18 protein-coding genes and 1 pseudogene are annotated in these 21,000 nt (G+C 72.0%); 9 read left to right on the top strand and 10 right to left on the bottom strand.

What is annotated here, in order from left to right; all coding sequences use genetic code 11:
* Positions 1 to 8 precede the first annotated feature (8 nt).
* Positions 9 to 1,241 carry an A/G-specific adenine glycosylase gene (gene mutY / locus HBB12_RS29130; protein WP_236992558.1) on the top strand — a complete coding sequence of 411 codons (1,233 nt, stop codon included), beginning with the start codon at positions 9 to 11 and terminating at the stop codon, positions 1,239 to 1,241.
* A 17-nt stretch (positions 1,242 to 1,258) separates the two neighbouring features.
* Here mutY and HBB12_RS29125 read toward each other — a convergent pair whose 3' ends face one another.
* Both HBB12_RS29125 and HBB12_RS29120 read right to left on the bottom strand, forming a co-directional pair.
* Complete coding sequence (locus HBB12_RS29125) at positions 1,259 to 1,864, bottom strand: hypothetical protein (protein ID WP_236992557.1); 606 nt, start codon at positions 1,862 to 1,864, stop codon at positions 1,259 to 1,261.
* Positions 1,865 to 2,027: 163 nt separating this feature from the next.
* Positions 2,028 to 3,218: a site-specific DNA-methyltransferase gene (locus tag HBB12_RS29120; RefSeq protein ID WP_272913308.1), complete on the bottom strand. Its 1,191-nt coding sequence runs from the start codon at positions 3,216 to 3,218 to the stop codon at positions 2,028 to 2,030.
* Between the two features lie 621 nt (positions 3,219 to 3,839).
* Here HBB12_RS29120 and HBB12_RS29115 point away from each other — a divergent pair.
* From HBB12_RS29115 to HBB12_RS29105, 3 genes are all read left to right on the top strand, one after another.
* A complete protein-coding gene (locus HBB12_RS29115) occupies positions 3,840 to 4,223 on the top strand; it encodes a septal ring lytic transglycosylase RlpA family protein (protein ID WP_203155402.1) in 384 nt (127 codons plus the stop codon).
* A gap of 74 nt (positions 4,224 to 4,297) precedes the next feature.
* A complete protein-coding gene (locus HBB12_RS29110) occupies positions 4,298 to 4,612 on the top strand; it encodes a polyhydroxyalkanoic acid system family protein (RefSeq protein WP_048433130.1) in 315 nt (104 codons plus the stop codon).
* A gap of 64 nt (positions 4,613 to 4,676) precedes the next feature.
* Complete coding sequence (locus HBB12_RS29105; protein ID WP_048433129.1) at positions 4,677 to 4,883, top strand: hypothetical protein; 207 nt, start codon at positions 4,677 to 4,679, stop codon at positions 4,881 to 4,883.
* A 99-nt stretch (positions 4,884 to 4,982) separates the two neighbouring features.
* Here the strand turns inward: HBB12_RS29105 and HBB12_RS29100 are convergent, their stop codons facing one another.
* The 3 genes from HBB12_RS29100 to HBB12_RS29090 all read right to left on the bottom strand — a co-directional run bounded on the left by HBB12_RS29100 (position 4,983) and on the right by HBB12_RS29090 (position 7,871).
* The gene (locus tag HBB12_RS29100) at positions 4,983 to 6,815 is read right to left on the bottom strand and encodes a gamma-glutamyltransferase family protein (protein ID WP_236992555.1); all 1,833 of its coding nucleotides are present in this window, start codon (positions 6,813 to 6,815) and stop codon (positions 4,983 to 4,985) included.
* A 181-nt stretch (positions 6,816 to 6,996) separates the two neighbouring features.
* On the bottom strand, positions 6,997 to 7,386 hold the full coding sequence (locus HBB12_RS29095) for a hypothetical protein (RefSeq protein ID WP_236992554.1): 390 nt from the start codon (positions 7,384 to 7,386) through the stop codon (positions 6,997 to 6,999).
* A complete protein-coding gene (locus tag HBB12_RS29090) occupies positions 7,383 to 7,871 on the bottom strand; it encodes a DUF4365 domain-containing protein (RefSeq protein ID WP_236992553.1) in 489 nt (162 codons plus the stop codon). Before HBB12_RS29090 ends, HBB12_RS29095 begins: the two co-directional genes overlap by 4 nt.
* 116 nt (positions 7,872 to 7,987) lie before the next feature.
* Here HBB12_RS29090 and HBB12_RS29085 point away from each other — a divergent pair, with 116 nt between their 5' ends.
* From HBB12_RS29085 to HBB12_RS29070, 4 genes are all read left to right on the top strand, one after another.
* The gene (locus HBB12_RS29085) at positions 7,988 to 9,817 is read left to right on the top strand and encodes an ABC-F family ATP-binding cassette domain-containing protein (protein WP_236992552.1); all 1,830 of its coding nucleotides are present in this window, start codon (positions 7,988 to 7,990) and stop codon (positions 9,815 to 9,817) included.
* Between the two features lie 374 nt (positions 9,818 to 10,191).
* Complete coding sequence (locus tag HBB12_RS29080; RefSeq protein ID WP_236992551.1) at positions 10,192 to 11,826, top strand: porin; 1,635 nt, start codon at positions 10,192 to 10,194, stop codon at positions 11,824 to 11,826.
* Positions 11,827 to 12,019: 193 nt separating this feature from the next.
* Complete coding sequence (locus HBB12_RS29075) at positions 12,020 to 13,888, top strand: OmpA family protein (protein ID WP_236992550.1); 1,869 nt, start codon at positions 12,020 to 12,022, stop codon at positions 13,886 to 13,888.
* 8 nt (positions 13,889 to 13,896) lie between these two features.
* Complete coding sequence (locus tag HBB12_RS29070) at positions 13,897 to 14,175, top strand: hypothetical protein (protein WP_236992549.1); 279 nt, start codon at positions 13,897 to 13,899, stop codon at positions 14,173 to 14,175.
* Positions 14,176 to 14,233: 58 nt separating this feature from the next.
* Here HBB12_RS29070 and HBB12_RS29065 read toward each other — a convergent pair.
* From HBB12_RS29065 to HBB12_RS29055, 3 genes and pseudogenes are all read right to left on the bottom strand, one after another.
* Positions 14,234 to 14,465, bottom strand: a pseudogene (locus tag HBB12_RS29065) (alpha/beta hydrolase); the annotation flags it as partial.
* Positions 14,466 to 14,548: 83 nt separating this feature from the next.
* Positions 14,549 to 16,744: an OmpA family protein gene (locus HBB12_RS29060; protein ID WP_236992548.1), complete on the bottom strand. Its 2,196-nt coding sequence runs from the start codon at positions 16,742 to 16,744 to the stop codon at positions 14,549 to 14,551.
* 84 nt (positions 16,745 to 16,828) lie between these two features.
* A complete protein-coding gene (locus HBB12_RS29055) occupies positions 16,829 to 17,857 on the bottom strand; it encodes a DUF2865 domain-containing protein (protein WP_236992547.1) in 1,029 nt (342 codons plus the stop codon).
* A gap of 206 nt (positions 17,858 to 18,063) precedes the next feature.
* Between HBB12_RS29055 and HBB12_RS29050 the strand changes: the two genes are divergently transcribed.
* Entirely contained in the window at positions 18,064 to 18,579 is a 516-nt protein-coding gene (locus HBB12_RS29050) for a CreA family protein (protein ID WP_236992546.1), read from the top strand.
* Between the two features lie 22 nt (positions 18,580 to 18,601).
* On the opposite strand, the gene HBB12_RS29045 is transcribed toward HBB12_RS29050, so the two are convergent.
* Both HBB12_RS29045 and HBB12_RS29040 read right to left on the bottom strand, forming a co-directional pair.
* Entirely contained in the window at positions 18,602 to 18,970 is a 369-nt protein-coding gene (locus HBB12_RS29045) for a hypothetical protein (RefSeq protein ID WP_236992545.1), read from the bottom strand.
* 70 nt (positions 18,971 to 19,040) lie between these two features.
* Positions 19,041 to 20,975: an alpha/beta hydrolase domain-containing protein gene (locus HBB12_RS29040; RefSeq protein WP_272913307.1), complete on the bottom strand. Its 1,935-nt coding sequence runs from the start codon at positions 20,973 to 20,975 to the stop codon at positions 19,041 to 19,043.
* Positions 20,976 to 21,000 lie beyond the last annotated feature (25 nt).

Here is a 21,000-nt window from a genome sequence, read left to right as displayed (position 1 = left end):
CGGGCCGCATGGTAGCGCCCGCCGCGTCGCACTCAAGGCCGGAAGCCGCCGACCTCCTGGTCTGGTACGACCGCCATCGCCGTGCGCTGCCCTGGCGCGCGCTGCCCGGCGTCGCGCCCGATCCGTACCGGGTCTGGCTGTCCGAGATCATGCTGCAGCAGACCACCGTCGCTGCGGTCAAACCGTATTTCGCCCGATTCCTGGAGCGCTTTCCCACCGTCGAGGCCCTGGCGGCGGCGCCCGAGGAGGCGGTGATGGGCGCCTGGGCGGGCCTCGGCTACTATTCCCGCGCCCGCAACCTGCATGCCTGCGCGAAGGCGGTGGCGCAGGCCGGGAGCTTTCCCGACACGGTCGAGGGTTTGCGCACGCTTCCCGGCATCGGCGCCTACACGGCGGGCGCCATCGCGGCGATCGCCTTCGACCGGCCGGCGGCGGCGGTGGACGGCAATGTCGAGCGGGTGGTGTCGCGGCTCTACGCCATCGAGACCCCGATCCCCGCCGCGCGCCCCGAGATCCGCCGCCTCGCGGAAGGCCTGGTGCCGCAACGGCGCCCCGGCGACTTCGCGCAAGCGGTGATGGATCTCGGCGCCACGCTCTGCACGCCGAAGCGGCCGGCCTGCGCGCTCTGCCCCTGGATGCAGCCCTGCCGCGCCCGGGCCGAGGGCTTGCAGGAGACGTTTCCGCGCAAGGTGAAGAAGGTGGCGGGCGCCTTGCGCCGCGGCGCCGCTTTCGTGGTGTTGCGGGCCGGCGACGACGCGGTGCTGCTGCGCACCCGGCCGCCGGAAGGCCTGCTCGGCTCGATGGCCGAGCCGCCGACGAGCGAGTGGCGGGCCGATTACGACCCGGCTCAGGCGCTTCTCGACGCGCCCCTCGATGCGCGCTGGAAGCGGCTGCCCGGCATCGTGCGCCACGTCTTCACGCATTTCCCGCTCGAACTGACGGTCTTCCTCGCCCGGGTCGCCGCCGGTACCCCGGCCCCCGAGGGGATGCGCTTCACCCCCCGCGCCGGCCTCGAATCCGAGCCGCTGCCGGGCGCGATGAAGAAGGTGCTGGCCCACGCCCTGGAGCAGAAGCTGGCGGCCCCGCCGCCCGCGCCCAAGCCCCCGCCGGAGCCCGACCTCGCGACGCTGCCCGAGCCCGAGCCGCCGGTGCGGCGCGCGCCGCTGCCCAAGGTGCTGTCGCGGCGGCCTGCCTCGGCCGCCCCGGTGGTCAAGGGACGGGGGCGGCCCAAGGGGAGTTGAGGAGGAACTGAGGAGGCTCAGGCCCCGGCGGCGAGCCAGGCCTTGAAGCGCCGCGCGACGTCGTTGGCGGCGCGGTCGAACTGGTCGTCCATGCCGCCGGCCGTGAGAGCACCGTCCACCACCACGCCGAGCACGCCCTGGCCGGCCACCTGCATGCCCTGATCGCCGCTATAGCTCGTCAGGACCGCGCCGGTGCGGGCGTCGACGACCGCGATGTTGGCGCGGATCGTCGGATGGCCGCCCGCGATGATGCGCTGGGCGGCCGAGGGCATGTCGGCCCTCACCAGGGTGACCACGAGCCGGGCCGGGCGAGCGCCCTCGGGCCGGGAGGCCAGCGCCCGCTCCAGGGCGGCCTTGAGGCGCCGCGCCGCCAGATCGCGGATGTAGCCTCGAGCCTCGGGCGTCTGCACCAGGGCCGGGTCAGTCAGCGACAGGTTGCGGCTGCGCAGGTACTCGTCTTCGGCGCTGGTCCAGTTGATGGCGGCGCCGCTGGTCTGGACGTCGATCCCGGTGAAGCGCAGCTGCGCCGTGTCGGCCAGCGACAGGCGATTGGGCGCCACGGTGTTGCACGCCGCCACGCACAGGCTCGCCAGCACGACGAGCACCCACGACCATCGACCCATCGTCAGACACTTTCCCGCTCTTCACGCCGTCCGATACGGTCGCGCTGTACGGGCAGTGTCTGACCCAGGGTCAACCGGCAAGCGAAGTGTTTCGCATTCGTTAAACAGCGAGTGACCCGTGGCCGGCTGGCCACAGGTCCCGCCCGGTGACGGGCGTCGGCGGTCAGGCCGCCGAGCCCATCCCGGCCCGCATCGTGCCGCGGAAATCGTCGATGCAGACGAGGCGTCCGCCGCGCTCGGCGTGCCAGAAGGTCCAGCCGTTGCAGGCCGGCAGGCCCTGGACCAGGGCGCCGATCTTGTGGATCGAGCCCGAGGCCGGGCCGACCCCGAGCGTGCCGTCGGGGCGCACCAGGGCCTTGTGGCGGCGGCGCTCGTCGGTGAGCGTCTCGCCGGCCCGGATGTGGCCGGCCTCGAGCAGGCTCAGGAACGGCACCCGCGGCTCGGCGCGCTTCGTCGGCGCGGTGAGGAGGGCGGCGCGCGACAGGGGCTCGATGCCGGCGATGCGCTCGCGTGCCGCGGCCGCGTAGGCCGGCTCCTGCTCGATGCCGATGAAGTGCCGGCCGAGCCGCTTGGCCACCGCCCCGGTGGTGCCGGTGCCGAAGAACGGATCGAGCACCACGTCGCCGGGATTGGACGCCGACAGGATGGTGCGGGCCAGCAGCGCCTCGGGCTTCTGGGTCGGGTGCAGTTTCCGCCCGTCCTCGCCCTTCAGGCGCTCGTCGCCGGTGCAGAGCGGGATGAACCAGTCCGAGCGCATCTGAAGGTCGTCGTTGCCGCCCTTCAGCGCCTCGTAATGGAAGGTGTAGCCCTTCTGGTCGCTGCGCGAGGCCCAGATCAGGGTCTCGTGGGCGTTGGTGAAGCGCTTGCCGCGGAAGTTCGGCATCGGGTTGGCCTTGCGCCACACGATGTCGTTCAGGATCCAGAAACCAAGATCCTGCAACGCGCTGCCGACGCGGAAGATGTTGTGGTACGACCCGATCACCCAGAGGGTGGCGGTCGGCTTCATCACCCGGCGGCAGGCGGCGAGCCAGGCGCGGGTGAAGGTGTCGTAGGCCTCGAAGCTGGCGAACTGGTCCCAGTCGTCGTCGACGGCGTCGACGGTGCTCTGGTTCGGACGCAGCAGGGTGCCGGCGCCGAGCTGGAGGTTGTAGGGCGGATCCGCGAAGACCATGTCGACGCTGGCCGGCGGGAGCCGCTCGAGGGCGGAGAGGCAATCCCCGAGGATGACCTCGTCCAGGGGAAGGCGCTGTGCGGGGGTAACGAGACCCATCCGCGGCGCCGACACCACTCGCCCGGTACGCGAGACTTGATTCCGGGCGGCGGCGCCGGCGACCGCGGTACGCGGGGAAGCCATGGCAAACACCGGTTACGCGACTGACCACCAGACATTGCCGCCGCTACGGTAAAGGTCACGTTTCCCGCAGATACGAATTGCGTCTCGAAATGGGGCTGCACTTCTTGCCTAGTCGTTTCGTGCGCGGGCTCATTCGTTAATGAAGCGATACTGATGCGACGATGGCCCGGCCTCGTCGTTGCGGGCCGGCGTCGGCCCTTCAGGTGAACCTGTCCGCCTATGATGGAGCATGGGCTTTCCCCTGTCTGTGCCCCCGGCAGGGCTGTCCGGGAAAGGAATGGCGCGGGAACCCTCCTCTCCCCGCCCGCGGGGAGAGGAGAGAACCCGCGGCACAACTGTCCCCGGACAGCGCGGCCTGAAGGGGCACCCCGACACCGCCGCAGCCGCCCCCACCGCCCCAGCCCCGCTTCTTTCGAATGCTGAAAACCCGAGTGAAGCCGCGCGAGCCCGTAAGTCGGCAATAAGGTTTCGCGGCCGGCCATGACTTGAAAAATTAAATCTTAACGAACGGCAAGATATCGGCCGAGAATGCGGCGTGATTGGCCGCAAATCGGGCGGTCATATTTTCGTCCTGTTTGGTCTCGATTGACGCGGTCATCAGCAACCACCAAGGACAGTGGAATGAACAGCGCCCAGCCTGCGCGTCGGTCGAACGCGGCCCGCATCGTGGCTCTCGCGGGGGGTGTCGCCCTCGCCGGATTTTCGAGCCTCGCGGGGGTGTCGACGGCCCAGGCCCAGAGCGGCAAGGCCTCCTGGTACGCGTCCGGCCATCGCACCGCGAGCGGCGAGCGCTTCAACCCCAACGGCCTCACCGCGGCGCATCGCAGCCTGCCCTTCGGCACCCGGGTGCGGGTGACCAACCAGTCCAACGGCCGCTCGGTGGTGGTGCGGATCAACGACCGCGGGCCGTTCGCCCATGGCCGCATCATCGATCTCGCCCGCGGCGCAGGGAGGGCGATCGGCATGAACGGCGTCGCCCGCGTCGCCGTGGCGGTGGTGGACTGATCCACCCCTTTGGCGTTGCCGTCGGGCGAGGCGTCCCCACATCAGGCTCGATCGTGCGAGCGGAGCGTGATGTGATGGCAAAGCCCCTGGTTGTCGTGATTCCCCATCAGCTCGGCCGGGCCGAGGCCCGCCGCCGGCTGGAGAACGGGATCGGCCAGGCCAAGGAGATGCTGCAGAAGGCGGGTCTCAGCATGGCCGATGCGACCTGGACCGGCGACCGGCTCTCCTTCCTCGTCGCCGCCATGAACCAGCGCGTCGACGGCGACATCGACGTCGAGGACGACGCGGTGCGGGTCGAGGTGCGGATGCCGCTCCTGCTCTCGATCTTCGCCCACAAGATCCAGCAGATCGTCAGCCAGAACGGCACCAAGCTGCTGACCAAGCAGTAGGGGACGGAAGCGGAACCGGGGCCGCGCGCCCCGGTTTGGGTTCGATAGAGATGAGGAGCGCTCGATGTCGAATCCCGGCCCGATCCCGGACCAGCCCTACGATCCCGTGCCCCCGACACCCGGTCCCGATACGCCGAATCCCGGCGGGCCGGAATTGCCGAGCGAGGCGCCCGGCGACCGGCCGGTCGAGATCCCGGTGAACGATCCCGGCAACTCGCCGGCCATCACCCCCGACCCGTCCCCGACCGGCCCCGCCAACCCGACGATGTGAGGGGTGGGACGACACCCGATCGCACCGCGATCGAGTGCTGTCCCGATCCTCCTTGCCGCATGGTCCGCCGAACCGGAGACCTGATCGGCGGACCCTGTGTCACCGTCCCGCGGCGTAGCCCTGCATGCCGCGGGGATTGGCGGCGGCCCTGAGGCGCCGCCCGTCGCGGCTTGCTGCCGTCAGCCGCCCCTCCGACCAGTCCGACCCGACCTCGACGAGGTGGCCGCGCCGGCGCAGCTCCGCGATGGTGGCGGGGCTGATGCGGTTTTCCACCACCACCACGCCCGGCCGGGCGGTGCGCGGCCAGAACGAGGACGGGAAGTGCTCGGTGTGCCAGGCCGGCGCGTCGATCGCCGCCTGCAGGTTCATGCCGGCATGGACGTGGCGCAGGAAGAATTGCGGGATCCACTGGTCCTGCTGGTCGCCGCCCGGCGAGCCCCAGGCGAGGTAGGGTTTGCCGTCACGCAAAGCCATGGTGGGCGAGAGCGTCGAGCGCGGTCGCTTGCCGGGGGCGAGCGCTGCCGGATGGCTCTCGTCGAGCACGAACATCTGCGCGCGGGTGCCGAGGCAGAAGCCGAGGGCCGGGATCACCGGCGAGGATTGCAGCCAGCCGCCCGACGGCGTGGCGGCGATCATGTTGCCGTGCCGGTCGATGATGTCGAAATGCACCGTGTCGCCCCGCACCACCCCTGCGCGGGCATCGTCCGGCGGGACGCTCGCCTCGATCCTGCCGACCGTGGGCTCCCCCGCGCCGGACGAGCCGACGGCCGTGCGCGCGCCCTCGCTCACCCTGGCATCGAGGGCCTTGCCGAAGCCGGGGATCGTGCCCGGCCGCTGCTCCAGCGAGGCGGTGGCGCCGACGAGACGGCGGCGCTCGGCATTGTAGGCATCCGACAGGAGGGTCTCGACCGGCACGTCGACGAAGGCGGGGTCGCCGTAGAACGTGTCGCGGTCGGCAAAGGCCAGCTTGGCGCACTCGACCTGGAGATGGATGAAGTCGGGTCCCGCCGGATCGAGGCGGTCGAGGTCGAAGCCCTTGAGGAGGGCGAACTGCTGCAGGGTCGCGAGGCCTTGCGTCCAGGGACCAGCCTTCAGCACGGTGTAGCGGCCGTATTCGTACCCGATCGGCGCCTCGACGCTCGCCTGCCAGGACGCCATGTCGGCCCCGGTGAGGAGGCCGCGATGGGGCTTGCCCGTCACGTCCATCACCGGCTCACCGCGGCAGAACGCGTCGATCGCCTCGGCGACGAAGCCCTGCGACCAGATCCGGCGGGCGCGTTCGATCTCCTGCTCGCGCGAGCCGCCGGCCGCCTCGCGCACGATGCGGGCATAGGTCTCGGCGAGCACCGGATTGGTGAACAGGCTGCCGGGGGCAGGCACGCCGCCCTCCTTCAGGTAGGTCGCCGCCGAGCTCGGCCAGTGCTCGCGAAACAGCCCCTCGACGGTGGCGATGGTGGCCGAGACCCGCTCGACCAGCGGGAAGCCGTCGCGGGCATACCCGATCGCCGCCTCCAGCACGTCGGCCAGCCGCCAGGTGCCGTGGTCGCGCAGGATCAGCATGTAAGCGTCGAAGGTGCCGGGCACGCAGGGCGCGAGCAGCCCGGTGCCCGGCACGAGATCGAGGCCGAGATCGTCGCGCAGGTGTGCGATGGTGGCGGCCTGCGGCGCCGGGCCCTGGCCGCACACCACCTGCGGGTGCCCGACCCGGACGTCGTGCAGGATCACCGGCACGTCGCCGCCCGGTCCGTTGAGATGCGGCTCGACCACCTGCAGCACGAAGGCGGTGGCCACCCCGGCATCGAAGGCGTTGCCGCCCCGCTCCAGCACGCCCATCCCGACCGCGGTGGCGATCCAGTGCGTCGAGGCCACGACCCCGAAGGTGCCGTCGATCTCGGGGCGGGTGGTGAAGGGATCGGGTTTGGCGACGCTCATCGGGAATCCTCTTCGGGGCGGCCCAGGGGCATGGGCGCGAACCGCAGCCACTATGGTCTTACACCGGCTCGGGCGGGGATGAGCACGGCACGATCCGTCGGGGCCGGCCTGCACCCGACGCTACCCATCGAGGGAGAGGAAGCCTTCGGGCGTCGTCGGTGTGCCGCGCAGTTCCGAAGGTCTATTGCGCGGCGGCGCGGCGTCGGCGCGGTTTCGGCGGGCTCGCGGCCCTGTGCCCGCCGGTCTCGCGATCGAATGCGGATCGTGCCGGCGCGGTCCCGGAACCGGCCGCATCGGCCGAACCGTCGCCGGCCTCGTCGGTCACCGGAGCAGCCCGGTGCCGGGCGAGGACCGTCTCACCGAAGACATGAGCCGGAGCGATGCCGAACCCCGCCACCTGACGCTCGATCGCCTTCAGGAGCGCACCGGACACATGAGGCCGGCTGTGGGGAAGCGAGACGCTCGCGCCGGCCGGATGATCGTAGAGCGCATGGCTGTCATTGGCCATTCTCCGCTCGAAGCCGAGTTCCGTCAGAGCGTCAATGACCGTCTGGGTCCGGACGTCCGTCATGCCCGCGCCTTCCTGTGCCCGGTCTTCAGGTCCCGCCACGACCCGACCACACTATCGCTCACGATCGCCTCCGGGTCGATGTGGACGGTCACCGTGGCACGCCGTCGTTGGGCCGCCGTGAGCGGATGCGCCTTGAAGTAATCTTGCACGATCAGATAGTATCCTATCTCCACGCAAGCATCAAAAATCACAACGATCACCGGAAAGAAATCTGCCAGCCAGAAATCGATGTCGCGCAGATCGATCCGGACAGCGATGCATCCATCCCTTCGGACCGTGAGGTGGTCCGTCGCCTTGAGTTGCAGCGAGATATAACCGCTCTCGATGCTGCCATCGACGTCGAAGGTCGTGATCAGGCCATCGATGCCGTAATCAGCCGCCGGAACATCGAGAACATAGCCGGCCTTCGCAACGATGTAGCCGACATGGTGCAGGCTCATGGCCGCGATGACGTGCTCGCGGGTCCTGACCTTGCGATCCGCCATGCATCCCCGCGACATCGGAGCCGTGCAGTCCCCTCCTGCTAGGTCAAGGCCGCACGGCGCACAAGACGCCGCCGCCCGGGCTCGCCTTTCCCGTACGGCTGCCGTATCCCCCGGCCATGGCCGCTCCTCCGCTCCTCACCCTCCAGGGCATCGCGCTCACCTTCGGCGGCACGCCGCTGCTCAATGGCGCCGACCTCTCGCTGGCTCCCGGCGACCGCACCTGCCTCGTCGGCCGCAACGGCTCGGGCAAGTCGACCCTGCTCAAGGTCGCCGCCGGGCTGGTCGAGCCCGACAAGGGCGTGCGCTTCCTCCAGCCCGGCACGACGGTCCGCTACCTCGCCCAGGAGCCGGACTTTTCCGGCCACGACACCACCCTGTCCTTCGTCGAGGCCGGGATGGGGCCGGGCGACGAGATCTACCGGGCGCGCTACCTGCTGGAGAGCTTGGGGCTCACCGGCGAGGAGGATCCGAGCCGGCTGTCGGGGGGCGAATCGCGCCGCGCGGCGCTCGCCCAGGCGCTCGCGCCCGAGCCCGACATCCTGCTCCTCGACGAGCCGACCAACCATCTCGACCTGCCGGCGATCGAGTGGCTGGAGGCCGAGCTGAAGGGCAGCCGCTCGGCGCTCGTCCTCATCAGCCACGACCGGCGCTTCCTCGAAGCCCTGTCGCGCTCGATCGTCTGGCTCGACCGCGGCACGACGCGGCGCCTCGACCAGGGGTTTGCCGCCTTCGAGGGCTGGCGCGACCAGGTGTTCGAGGAGGAGGAGCGCGAGCGCCACAAGCTCGACCGCAAGATCGCGGCGGAAGAGGACTGGCTGCGCTACGGCGTGACCGCGCGGCGCAAGCGCAACGTCAAGCGGCTCGCCGGCCTGCACGACCTGCGCCGCCAGGCCCGCGAGCATCGCGGGCCGGTCGGCGCCGCGACGATGACGGTGAGCGAGACCGAGGCCTCCGGCACCCTGGTGGTCGAGGCGCGCGACGTCGCGAAAGCTTACGGCGACCGCCCGATCGTCCGCGACCTGAGCTTGCGCATCGCGAAGGGCGACCGGCTCGGCATCGTCGGCGCCAACGGTACCGGCAAGACGACGCTGGTCAACCTCCTCACCGGCCGCCTCCCGCCGGACGAGGGCATCGTGAAGGTGGGGGCCAACGTCACCCTCAACCTCCTCGACCAGCGCCGCAGCGCCCTCGATCCCGAGCGCACCGTCGCCGACGTGCTGACCGGCGGGGGCAGCGACAGCGTCCAGGTCGGCAACCAGAGCCGGCACGTCATCGGCTACATGAAGGACTTCCTGTTCTCGCCCGAGCAGGCGCGCACGCCGGTGAGCGTGCTCTCGGGCGGCGAGCGCAACCGGCTGCTGCTGGCCCGCGCGCTCGCCGAAGCCGGCAACCTGCTGGTGCTCGACGAACCGACCAACGACCTCGACCTCGAGACCCTCGACCTGCTCCAGGAGATGCTCGGCGAGTACGCCGGCACCCTGATCCTGGTCAGCCACGACCGCGACTTCCTCGACCGGGTCGTGGACACCGTGCTGGTCTCGGAAGGGGAGGGGCGCTGGGTCGCCTATGCGGGCGGCTACAGCGACATGGTCGCCCAGCGAGGCGTCGGCGTGCAGGCCCGCGGGGTCGTCTCGCCAAGCGCAAAGGATGGTGCAAGGGACGGCGTCAAGGCGGTGCCGAAGCCGGCTGCCGCCCGCCCGGCCGCCAGGAAGCGCCTCGGCTTCAACGAGCAGCACGAGCTCAAGACCTTGCCGGCCCGGATCGCAGCACTGGAAGGCAACCGGGCCAAGCTCCGGGCCGCCCTCGACGACCCGACCCTCTATGCCCGCGATCCCGCCCGCTTCGAGGCGATCTCCCGTACCCTGGCGACGACCGAGACCGATCTCGCGAGCGCCGAGGAACGCTGGCTCGAGCTCGAGGTGATGCGCGAGGAAATGGAAGGTTGAGGACCAGTCACGACCCCAGCGCGATCCGGGTCGTGGCCCCGGGACCGGGTTCCGCTCCAGAGGACGACAGGACGATGCGCGGCAAACTCAGTTGTCGCGCGTCAGAGCCCGGATTTAGCTGACCTGCGTAAGGTTTCGTGGCGTCCGTGCAACATTAAGGCCGAAAGCCGGTGGCTTGGCCGTCCCGGACGCAGATGCCGGTTGATCGCAGTTAGCGCCTCGCACATGGTGCCTCTGCACCGGGGACAACCCGGCGCGGCCCGGATGACATCCCCTGAGGGGAGCGCCGGGCACAGGGGATAAGAGTGGCGTGGTTCGGCATTCGTCGAGACACAGTCGTTCACCCCCAGGGTCTCGAAACTTTGGAGGTCTCGATGAAGCTCGTGAAGAGCCTTCTGCTCGGTTCGGCTGCTGGCCTGACCGTCGTTGCCGGTGCGCACGCTGCCGATCTGCCGATCAAGAAGGCTGCGCCCGTTGAGTACGTTCGTGTCTGCTCGGCCTACGGGGCCGGCTTCTTCTTCGTTCCCGGTACCGATACCTGCCTGCGCGTCTCCGGCCGCGCCCGCTTTGAAGCCGGCTACTCGCAGGGCTACTCGCGCTCGGGCAACAACGGCGACCTGATGGGTTACCGCGGCCTCGGCCGTCTCAACCTCGACGCCCGCACCCAGACCGCCTACGGCACGCTCCGCGCCTTCGTGCGCTTCGAGCTCGCCTCGCGGACCGGCGCCTACCTGAACTCGGGCACGCAGCAGCGCATCGCCAACGCCTTCCCGGCGCTCGGCGTCGACACGTTCGGCCGCGCCCAGCAATACGTGAACGTCGACAAGGCCTTCATCCAGTTCGCCGGCCTCACCGCCGGTCGCGCGGCCTCGTTCTACGACTTCTACGCCCACGACTTCGAGATCATCGGCACCTCGCTGGGCTCGGACACGTCCTCCACCAACCTGCTCGCCTACACCGCGACCTTCGGGAACGGCTTCTCGGCGACGCTGTCGGTCGAAGACCCGACCTTCCGCAAGAACCCGCTGTTCGGCACCGCCACCGCCGGCAACGCGGCGAGCCAGTTCGCGGTCTTCACCGCCGCGGCCACCAACCTGAGCCCGATCATCGCCACCAACGCGGCCGGCGTGCCGATCGGCGAGGCGTTCTACGACCTGCGCCAGACCAACCGCATGCCCGACTTCGTCGGTGCCCTGCGCTACGACGCCGCCTGGGGTTCGGCCCAGCTCTCGGCCGCCGTGCACGAGCTGAACGCCCAGAACGCCACCACGGTGCTCGGCTTCAACGGCGCCACCCTGGCGGCCGGCACGATCGTCACCCCCCGCGTCAACAGCGAGTACGGCTGGGCGGTGCAGGGCGGCCTGAAGTTCAACCTGCCGTTCATCGCTCCGGGCGACTCCCTGTACCTGCAGGGTTCGTACGGCGAGGGCGCCCAGATCTACACCGGCTACTCCCAGTACATCGGCACCTACACCGCCAGCGCCGGCAACACCCAGGGCTCGCCCTTCGCCGCCTACTTCACCGACGCCGCCGTCAACCCGGTGACGGGCAAGATGGAGCTGTCGACCAGCTGGACGGTGGTCGGTTCGTACCTGCACTACTGGACCCCCGAGCTGCGCTCGGCGATCATCGGCAGCTACGGCGAGATGAGCTTCGGCAAGACCAGCCGCAACCTGCTCGGCGCGCTGAACTTCAACGGCCTCGGCAACCCGGTCAACAGCCCCGGCGCCTTCGCCTACAGCGCCGCCCTGCGCGACACCAGCCAGATCGTCGCCGGCGCGAGCCTGATCTGGTCGCCGGTCAAGGACCTCGATATCGGCGTCGAGGGTCTCTACAACCGCGTCGACCTCAAGGGCGGCCGCGTGGTCGACCAGAACAAGGCTCCGGGCCAGGTTCCCGTCGGCCTGAACGCCGCCGGCCTGCCGACCAACGCCGCCGGTGCGGTCCTGCCGACCACCAACTTCGCGGACACGTTCCAGGTCCGCATGCGCGTCCAGCGCGACTTCTAAGTCGCGAGAAGCGGCCCCCTCGGGGGCCGCGCCACGGACGAGTTTTCAGGGTCCCGGCTTCGTGCCGGGGCCCTTTTCCGATTCTCGCGACCTGCTCGCCTGCCGCGCCTTGCTGATGCCGGAAACCGCCGCCAGGGTGGCGCCTGCGCGTCGGAAGATCCCCCGCCGCGCGCGTTCCGCGTCGAGGTCCAGTATGGCGATTCGCTCGATCGGCTGGCTCGCCGGCCTTCCCCTCCTCGCCGGCGCCTGGGTTGCCGCCACGCCCTTCGCCGAGACGCGGCTCGAAGCCGCCCTGGAGGCGCCGGCCGCCACGATCGCGGCGGGCACCGGCCGCGACGGCGCCGAGCCGTGGCTGCGGGTCGAGGCGCGGGGCCGCGACCTTCTGGCGAGCGGCGAGGCGCCGATGCAATCCGCCCTCGACGAGGCCCGCGCGGCACTCGCCGATCTGCCGGGCCATCGCCGCATCCTCGACCGCCTCGGACTCGTCGCCGAGGTCGCGCCCTTCACCTGGGCGGCGATCCACCGCGCGCCGGACCGCCTCGACCTCATCGGCCATCGCCCGGCGGAGATCGGCCGCACGGCCCTGACCGAGGCCTTGAGCGCCGGCCTGCCCGCCGGGCTCTCCTTGCGCGACGCCGCGCGGGCCGCCCGCGGCGCGCCGGAGCATTTTTCCGACGCCGCCCGCTTCCTCCTCGCGCAGGTGCAGCACCTGAAGCCCGGCGCCACCGCGGCGATGCGTGATCGCGTTCTGTCGCTGCGGGGCGAGGCGGCGAGCGTCGAGGCCTATGCCGGCCTCAAGGCCGACCTCGCGCAAGCACCCGCCGGCTTCACGATCGGCGAGGTCGCGGTCGAGCCGGCCCTGGTCACGCCCTTCACCTGGTCGGCGAGCCGCGGCCCCGAGGGCCTCCGCCTCGACGGCTACACCGTATCGGAGGCCGACCGGGCGGCGATCCTGGCGGCGGCGCGCCTCCTCGCCGACGGCGCCCCGGTGACCGACGCCATGCGCACCGCCCGCGGTCTGCCGGCCGGGATCGACGCGCGGGCGCTGACCGACCGCGCCTTCGCGGCCCTGGCGCTGGTGCGGGAGGGCCGCGTCTCCCTCGACGGTGCGGCGCTGTCGATCCAGGGCTCGGCCATCGACATCCAGGCCGTGCGCGAGGCCGAGGCCCTGGCGGACAACCTGCCGGCGGGCGTCTCCCGCGGCCCGGTCGCGCTCACGGCGAGCCCGGTCTCGCCCTATCTCGTGACGATCCGGCGCGGGCCCGACGCCTTCACCCTCACCGGCCACCTGCCGGATGCCGAGGCGCGCCAGGCGCTCCGTACGGCGCTCCGGCCCTACCTCTACGGCGAGCGCATCGTCGACCGCACGCGGCTGGCCGAGGGCGCGCCGCCCGCCCTCCTCGACGGGCTGAATGCGGGAATCGGGGTGCTCGGCCAGCTCGCCGAGGGCGAGGTGAGCGTGCGCGACCAGTCCTTGCGCATCGCCGGGGAGGGGCTCTACCCCGAGAGCGCGCGCCGCATCGCCACCGAGGCCGCCAGGATCGCGCCGGCCGGCTGGCGGATCGACGTGGCCGTCGATGCCCGCGGCGCCGCGCCGCTCCGGGATCCGGCGGCTTGCGCCAAGACCTTCGCGGCGCTCGCCACCGAGCCGACCTTACGCTTCGATCCCGGCAGCGCCGACCTGAAAGCCGCCTTCTACACCGTCCTCGATGGGGTCGCGGACCTCGCCCGCGCCTGCCCGCAGGCCCGGATCGAGGTGGCCGGTCACGACGACCCGCCCGGCACCGCGCCGCCGCCCGCCCCCAAGGAGGCGGCCACCCCCGCACCGCCCAAGGGCAAGCCCGCGGCGAAACCGGGCAAGCAGGCCAGCAAGAACACCGAGAAGCCCACCGAGACATCCGCGGACACCCCCGCGATGCCCGATCCCGGCCTGCCGCAGCGGCGCGCCGCGGCGATCGTCGATTACCTGCTCAAGGCCGGCATCCCGGCCGGCCGCATCGCCGCCGCGCCGGCCGAGGCCGCCACCGACCGCCGGACGGTCGCCTTCGCCCTGCGTTCGTGAGTTCCCTCGTGCTCCTCATCGTCTCCGTCGCCTGGCCGGGTCTCCTCGCCGCCCTCCTGATCGGCGCCGGCACCGGCCTCTGGGCCGGCCTGCCCGCCGGCCGGGGTCCGGGCCTCGCCGCCGGTCTCGTGGCGCTCCTCGCCCTGGCGACCGCTGCCACGGCTGTCGCCGGCCTCGTGCCGGGGCGGGAGGGTTTCTGGGTCGAGAGCGCCGCCCTGATGCTGGCCGCCTATCTCTTCGGCTGCGGCCTCGGCGGCCTCGGCAAGGGACGCCGGACGAGCCCCTGACCGAAGCGGCGCCGCTCTCGTCCGGAGGCGACGCCGACGATTCTCTGCGAGACCCGGCTCAGCGGGCGAGGTGCCGGTCGAAGAACCGGGCGATCCCCTCGAACACCGCCCGGGTTTCCGGTGCGGTCTCGTCGCGGATGTACTGGGAGTGCGACTGGCCCTCGCAGACCTGGAGATAGGCCTCGACCCCGGCATCCCGCAGCTTGCGGTGGAACCCGCACGGTGTTCGACAGCAGCAGGTCCCGGGTGCCCGTCGTCAGGATCGTCGGCGGGAAGCCGTGCATTCTGCCGGTGCCGCCCGCAAGACCGGACCTCTGGGAACTTCCCGGTATGCGGGCCGCCCCGGCGCGGGGCGGCCCGGTCTCTCGCGACGCTACTGCCGCTGCTGCGGCGGCTGCGCCTGCGATTGCTGCTGCTGGATCAACGGGGTGATGCGGCGCACCGTGACCCGGCGGTTCTCCCGCGAGGGACCTTGCGTGTTCACCTTCAGGTACTGCTCGCCGTAGCCCTGGGTGGTCAGGTTCTCCGGCGGCACGCCGAAGTCGCGGGTCAGCACCTCGGCCACCGACTGGGCGCGCCGGTCGGAGAGCGACAGGTTGTCGACGTCGCTGCCGACCGCGTCAGTGTAGCCCTCGATCAGAAAAACCTCCTGCGGGTTGCTCTTCACCGCCTGGTTGATCGCCGCCGCGATGGTGGCGAGGCGGCGGGCCTGGTCAGGCGTCACCTGCCACGAGCCGGTGTCGAAGGTGATCGTGTCGATGTCGACGCTGCGCATCCGGGCGCGCAGGCTCGGGCTGTAGCGCACCTGGTCGAGGGTGTAGCGCCGCTCGACCGGGGCGATCGGCGGGGCGGTCAACGCCTCGTAGATCGCGCCCTCGTCGGCCCGGTCCGCCTCGACCACGTAGCGGTCGCGGGGGATGCGGATATCGGGCGGCGGCAGCACCACCACGTCCTGCTCGATCGACCGCGGCGGGCCCGCGTAGGAATTGTCGATCAGCATCACCTCGCGCCCGTCCGGCCCGCGGCGGTAGCGCCGCAGCAGGCGGCCGTCGTCGTCCACCACCGTGAAGACCTGGTAGCCGCCGGGGCGGTCGATGATCGTCACGGTGTCGCGCCCGCGGCGCTCGATGCGGGCGTCGCGGTCGAGCAGGCGGAAGCGCTCGGTCTCGTCGTGGCGCAGGAAGTAGCGGTCGTCGTCGCGCACGATCACGCGGCCGGGCTCGCGGATGATCAGACGGCCGCCCTCGTTGAACTCGCGCCGGGCCCGGCGGACGTCCTCGTAGCTGCGCACGTCGATGTCGCCGCGGCGGAAGCCGCCCGGGACGTAGTCCGGCGCGTCGCGGCGATAGCCGCCGGGCAGATCGCCCCGGTCGTCGGGGCCGCGCCCGTCCGGACCGCGCCGATCGAAATCGCGCCTGTCCCCGTCGCGGCGGTCCAAGTCGCGGCGGTCCAAGTCGCGCCGGTCCTGGTCGCGCCGGTCCTGGTCGCGCGGGTCGCGACGATCGAAGCCGCGATCGTCGCGGTTGTCGGGCGGTCCTCCGGCGCCGCCGGGCACGAACGGCCGTCCGGGCACGCCGGGCTGCTGATTCGGGGGAAGCGGCGCGCCGTTCGGGCCGGCGCCGGGCGCGTCCGGCCGGCCCGGCCCACGGCCGGGAACGCCGGGCTGCGGCGCACCGGCCGGGGGCGGCGCCGCGCGGCCCGGGGCAGGCGGCTGACCGGGAACCGGCGGCTGCGGCGCGGGACCTTGGCCGGGACCTTGGCCGGGTGCGGGGGGCTGGCCCGGGCCGCGCTGGACCGGCGCATCGGGGCCGCGGCGATCCTCACGGGTGTCCGGGCGGTCGTCGCGGCGGTCCGGCCGCGCGTCGGGTGCGGGACGGTCGCGCGGGTCGGGCCGCCCGGCCGGGCCGCGATCCTGCGGCGGGGCCGGCGGACGCCCGGGCTCCTCGCCGCGCGGGGCGCGCGGCTCCTGCCGGTCGGGACGATCCTGGGGGGCCTGGCGATCCTGGCGATCGGGACGGTCCGGCCGTTCCTGACGCTCGGGACGGCCCTGGGGACCGCGCTCCTGCTGATCGGGACGCTCGCGCTGCTGGGGCTCGGGACGCTCGCGGGGCGGGCCTGTGCGCTCGCGCGGCTCCGGCCGCTCGGGGCGTTCGCGCTGCGGCTCCGGGCGCTCCTGCCGCGGCTCCGGCCGTTCGCGGGGCTCCGGCCGAGGTGCCGGGCGCTCCTGACGGGGTTCGGGCCGTTCCTGCCTGGGTTCCGGGCGTTCCTGACGCGGTTCGGGCCGCTCGGCCGGGCCACGTTCAGGACGCGGTCCGCCACCCGGTCCGCCTGGACCGCCACCAGGCCCTCCGGGACCGCCATGCCCGCGCTCGCCGGGACCTCCCGGCCCACCGGGACCTCCCGGTCCGCCGGGCCCGCCCCGCTCTCCCGGCCCGCCCTGGGCCAGCCGGATCACGTCGTCGCCTCGCGCCGCCGCTTGGCTAGCAAGAGCCTGGCTCACGAGAACGGGCTGGAGCAGCAAAGCCGGCAGGATCGTGCCGGTCAGCAGCAGCGCGCGGGCAGGGCGCATCAAGGGAAAACCTCTCGTCCTTCGTCGGTCCCTTCGAACACCGTGACGGCCGATTGGTTCCCTTCGGTCAGAGGCCCCGCTCGTTCAGGGCGTGGCGACCGGCGTGGCGCCGGGGGCCGGGACGGTCACGGCCGCCGCCTGCGGGCCGTCCGCCTTCGCGACGAGCGGCACCGGGATCAGGTTGGGGGCGATGATCCGGATCGCGGGACGCTCCTCGGGACCGGCCGGCCGCGGCGTCTCGGCGGCGTCGGTGACCTCCTCGACCCGGGTGGCGGCGGTGGCGGCGAGCGTCGCGGCGGACCGGTCGGCGCGGCCGACCAGGGTCAGGCGCACCTTCGGCCGCGACATCGCCTCCGCCTGGGCCGGGGTGACGAAGATGTCGCCCTTGTGGCGCACCAGCATGCTCTCGGCCTTGACCAGGGCCTGCGCCCAGGTCTGCGTGCCCTTGCACGAGCAGTTCGGCACGAAGGTCTTCTGGAACTTGAAGGCGTTCGGCAGGGCCGAGTAGGCGCGCTTGGTCTGGATCGCGGCGGCCTGCGCGAGGCCGCTGTCGGTCGGCGGCATCGAGTAGGCGGCGGCCTCGGCGCCGGGGCAGAGGGCCTGGCACATCTCGTTGGCGCCCTCCCGCCCGTCGGGCAGGTTCGGCATCGGGAAATAGGCGCCGTCGCACATCCGCACGCAGATCACCTGCGAGCCGCCGCGCCCGAATCCCTCGGCCGGCTTCGGCTGGAGCGAGGCGGCACTCGGCAGGCCGGTGCAGGATTCCTTCACGGCGGCGATCAGCTGCTCGCGCCGCGCATTCGAGACCTCGCGGGCGCCTGCGCCGTAGCCGGCATTGAGGGCGCGGATGCGCTGCTCGACCTGGGCGCATTGCGGGGGCCGCATGTCGAAGAACAGGAAGCGCCCGCCCTCGCAGCCGATCGACTGCCGATAGGCGACGAGCTGCTGGATCTCCTCGATCTGGCCGCGGTTCGATTCGCGCTGCAGGCCGGCGAGCTCGGCGCGGAAGCGCTGGCAGGCGGCCGCATTGGGCTCGGCCAGGGCAGCCTGGCACAAGGAAAGAGTCGCAAGGACGCCGGCGAGGAGCCGGACCGTGAAGCGAAGCAGCGGCATGGTGTTCGGGGACCGGCCGTTATGCGGGGACGATCCGCCCGAAAGGGGCGGCGGACGAGAACAAGCCGTCCCCATGGGCGGGGACCCAAGCCTTGCGGGCCGGGACCCAAGCGTGGCGGGACGGGACGGCCTCGTTCTACCCGCCCTCGCCGCCGCGCGACAGCCTCCCTACATACGTTAAGCTTCTTTGCGGAAAGGTTGACGCGATGGTGTGGCGGCGGGGTCTCAGGGCTCTCTGCGGGGTGGTGTGCCTCGGGTTGGCGTCGGGTGCGGCGCTCGCGCAGGAGCCGGACCGGATCTTCGACAAGTCCACGGTCTGGCGGCCGCTGACGCCCAACGACAAGCTCGTGGTCTACGGCATCGACGATCCGGACGTGGCCGGCGTCGCCTGCCATTACACCCAGCCGGAGAAGGGCGGCATCAAGGGCACGCTGGGCCTCGCCGAGGAGGTCTCCGACATCTCGCTCTCCTGCCGACAGGTCGGACCGGTCAAGTTCAAGGGCAAGATCAAGCAGGGCGAAGTCGTGTTCAGCGAACGCCGCTCGCTGATCTTCAAGAGCATGCAGATCGTGCGCGGCTGCGACGCCAAGCGCAACACCCTGATCTACATGGTCTACTCCGACAAGGTGGTGCAGGGCTCGCCGAAGAACTCGACCTCGACGGTGCCGCTGATGCCCTGGGGCACCGAGCCGCCGCCGAAATGCGGCGACTTCCTGGGCTGAAGGCGGTCTTCCGCGCCGGGCGTCAGCCCGCGTCGCGGAGCCGCTGCCCGGCCTCGCCGTAGCCGAGCGCAGCCGCGGCGCGGTTGGCGATGCCGCGGCTCACGACGATCCATTCGAGGTCGTTGATCGCCTTCACCAGGCGCTCCCGCTCTGGCACCTCGGTGTCCTCGTCGGGTCTTGCCTCTGCGAGGTTCACGGCGGCGATCAGCACCCCGTCGCGCGCATCCTCGATCCGCGGATCGCGCTCGACATGGCCGCGCACGTCGTCGTCGAAGCGACGGATGACCGTCCAGGGCAGCGCATCGGCGCTGCAGCCCGACGGGTAGCCCCGGGCGACGAGCCGGGCCTGCGATGCGGCCTCCCGGACGAGTTCGACGAGCTTGGCGACCATGGCGTATCCGTCTCGGCTCCTTGTGAACGGGAACCCGCGAATCGGCCGGCGGGTCCCGGGGGCGGGAGGCTTACCGCGCCAGCCGCCCTTCCTCCGCCGCCGCCGTCATCTCCTCGGCATCCGCCGGCAGCAGGGTGCGCTCGGCCACCATGCGTTCGGCCGCCGCCTTCACCGCCGCCGCGTAGGCGCCCTCGTCCGGGTAGCGCTCCTCCAGTGAGAGCCGCGGGTCGCCGGCGGCCTGCGCGGCTGCCTTCGTCTCGGCGAAGGGGAGCACGCCGCCCTTCTGGTTGCACAGCGTGTCGGCGGCGACGCCGCGCGTCGGGTTCCAGGCGGTGTAGGTCGCTCGCGGCGCCTCGATCAGCGGCAGGCGGATCCCCGCCAGGGTGTTGCCGTCCGGATCGACCTTCGGCAGCAGCAGGGGATAGGTGCCGCGCACCGCCGGCGGGTCGCCCGGCTCCACCCACTGCGCGGGGTTGTAGAGGCCGGTATAGGGCAGGCCGGGGATCGGCGGGTAGAGATGGGCAGGCTCTCCCAGCGTGCCGTCGGCCCGGGAGGGATAGCGGCTCGCCGGTGGCACCACGCCATCGGCGATCCAGGATTCGAGGGCGACGAGGAGCGCCCGCGACGCCGCTCCGGCATGGACCGGGCTCGCCGGCAGGGCGCAACCCGGCACGCTTGCCGTCCTTGCGTCGGGATCGGCGAAGTGCGGCGCGCCGGTGACCATGTAGGCCCGTACCTCCGGCGGCTGGGCGAGATCGGCGCCCCGCGTGTCGGTGGTCACGAGCGCCCCGCGCGAGCCCCACAGCTCGTACTCGCTGTCGACATGCATCAGGCGCGGGCATGTGTTGGACAGCCGGCAGCGCAGGAGCAGGCCGTCGCGCCGGCCCGTCAGCGCGTCGGTCGTCGTCTCGTAGGCGAAGGGGAACTGGTCGGCCGGATAATAGCGGTCGAGATGGGGGCCGGGATTGCGGCCGGGCTGGGCGAAGCGGGCATTGGTGAAGCTGCGCCGGCTGCCGGCGATGTGCGGCATCATCCCGTCGAACACCATCCGGCCGCGCTCGTCCTCGTTGAGGCCGAGATAGAGGAGGTCGCGCAGCACCCGGCCCGATTGCGAGATGCCGAAGCCGACCGCCCGGTCGATGGTGCTGCGGCCGTTCGCTGCAAGCGGGTTCCGGTCGCTGGTGTCGTGACGCAGGAAGGTCGTCACGTCGCGGATCGCCGCGAGGCCCATTCCCATCACCGCCGGGTCGCGGGCGGTGTAGCTCAGCTCGTAGAGGGCGCTGCCGTCGAAGCCCTCGGGCCGGGTGATCGCGATGCGCTTGGCGTCGAGGAAGCGGAAGGACAGGCCGGGCGGCGTCGTGCGCGGGTCCTCGGGTCTCGCCCGCACGGTGAGGCGGGCCTTCTCCGGGTCGAGATCGGCGGCGGGCCAGGTCAGCGGCGCCTCGATCGGGGACTTGGTGTTCTCGAAGCTCCATTCCTCGCGCGACGGCCCGGTGATTCCGGCGAGCACCGGCAGGCGAATGCCCATCCCTGCGCCGGGGGCGATGTCGCCCTGCCAGCCGATCCAGGCGAGCGTGTAGCCGCGCGACAGCAGGAAACCGCGCCCCGCATCCCCCGCCTGCTCGAGGCGGCTGGAATTCGCCGTCGTCGAACCCTCGACCAGCGGGCCGATCAGCTTGCGGCCGCGGTTGGGGATCTCGACCAGCAGGAGGCCGTTGGGGCGCTCCGGGCGCAGGAGCACCACGTCGGCCGTGGCCTCGACCCGGCCCTCGGCGTTGCGGGGTGCCAGCACCAGGTCGGCGATGATCGCGTCGTGGGGATCCGTGGGATCGAGGGCGATGGTCGCCCGGCCGGTGATCTTCTCCGCCGGCCCGCGCTCGCCGAAGCTGCGGCCTTGCAGGGCGGGCCTCTCGGTCGTGACGGTCTCGAACCGCGTCACCTCCGCCCCGGCCGGCCCGGCGGCGAGGCCGCACCCGAGCATCGCCAGGGCCACGGCCCTCGGCATCCTGGTCATCGCTGGTCCCCCCTGG

This window comes from Methylobacterium sp. SyP6R, from assembly GCF_019216885.1.
Taxonomy (GTDB): domain Bacteria; phylum Pseudomonadota; class Alphaproteobacteria; order Rhizobiales; family Beijerinckiaceae; genus Methylobacterium.
This window is presented reverse-complemented; position numbering and strand designations above follow the sequence as displayed.

Bases quoted from the DNA above. Each gene is read 5' to 3' on its own strand.
- HBB12_RS29120 (WP_272913308.1), bottom strand. From the start codon at position 3,218: ATGGCTTCCCCGCGTACCGCGGTCGCCGGCGCCGCCGCCCGGAATCAA.
- mutY (WP_236992558.1), top strand. From the start codon at position 9: ATGGTAGCGCCCGCCGCGTCGCACTCAAGGCCGGAAGCCGCCGACCTC.
- HBB12_RS29045 (WP_236992545.1), bottom strand. From the start codon at position 18,970: ATGGTCGCCAAGCTCGTCGAACTCGTCCGGGAGGCCGCATCGCAGGCC.
- HBB12_RS29105 (WP_048433129.1), top strand. From the start codon at position 4,677: ATGTCGAATCCCGGCCCGATCCCGGACCAGCCCTACGATCCCGTGCCC.
- HBB12_RS29110 (WP_048433130.1), top strand. From the start codon at position 4,298: ATGGCAAAGCCCCTGGTTGTCGTGATTCCCCATCAGCTCGGCCGGGCC.
- HBB12_RS29125 (WP_236992557.1), bottom strand. From the start codon at position 1,864: ATGGGTCGATGGTCGTGGGTGCTCGTCGTGCTGGCGAGCCTGTGCGTG.
- HBB12_RS29095 (WP_236992554.1), bottom strand. From the start codon at position 7,386: ATGACGGACGTCCGGACCCAGACGGTCATTGACGCTCTGACGGAACTC.
- HBB12_RS29040 (WP_272913307.1), bottom strand. From the start codon at position 20,975: ATGCCGAGGGCCGTGGCCCTGGCGATGCTCGGGTGCGGCCTCGCCGCC.
- HBB12_RS29100 (WP_236992555.1), bottom strand. From the start codon at position 6,815: ATGAGCGTCGCCAAACCCGATCCCTTCACCACCCGCCCCGAGATCGAC.
- HBB12_RS29085 (WP_236992552.1), top strand. From the start codon at position 7,988: ATGGCCGCTCCTCCGCTCCTCACCCTCCAGGGCATCGCGCTCACCTTC.
- HBB12_RS29080 (WP_236992551.1), top strand. From the start codon at position 10,192: ATGAAGCTCGTGAAGAGCCTTCTGCTCGGTTCGGCTGCTGGCCTGACC.
- HBB12_RS29075 (WP_236992550.1), top strand. From the start codon at position 12,020: ATGGCGATTCGCTCGATCGGCTGGCTCGCCGGCCTTCCCCTCCTCGCC.
- HBB12_RS29050 (WP_236992546.1), top strand. From the start codon at position 18,064: ATGGTGTGGCGGCGGGGTCTCAGGGCTCTCTGCGGGGTGGTGTGCCTC.
- HBB12_RS29090 (WP_236992553.1), bottom strand. From the start codon at position 7,871: ATGGCGGATCGCAAGGTCAGGACCCGCGAGCACGTCATCGCGGCCATG.
- HBB12_RS29115 (WP_203155402.1), top strand. From the start codon at position 3,840: ATGAACAGCGCCCAGCCTGCGCGTCGGTCGAACGCGGCCCGCATCGTG.
- HBB12_RS29055 (WP_236992547.1), bottom strand. From the start codon at position 17,857: ATGCCGCTGCTTCGCTTCACGGTCCGGCTCCTCGCCGGCGTCCTTGCG.
- HBB12_RS29060 (WP_236992548.1), bottom strand. From the start codon at position 16,744: ATGCGCCCTGCCCGCGCGCTGCTGCTGACCGGCACGATCCTGCCGGCT.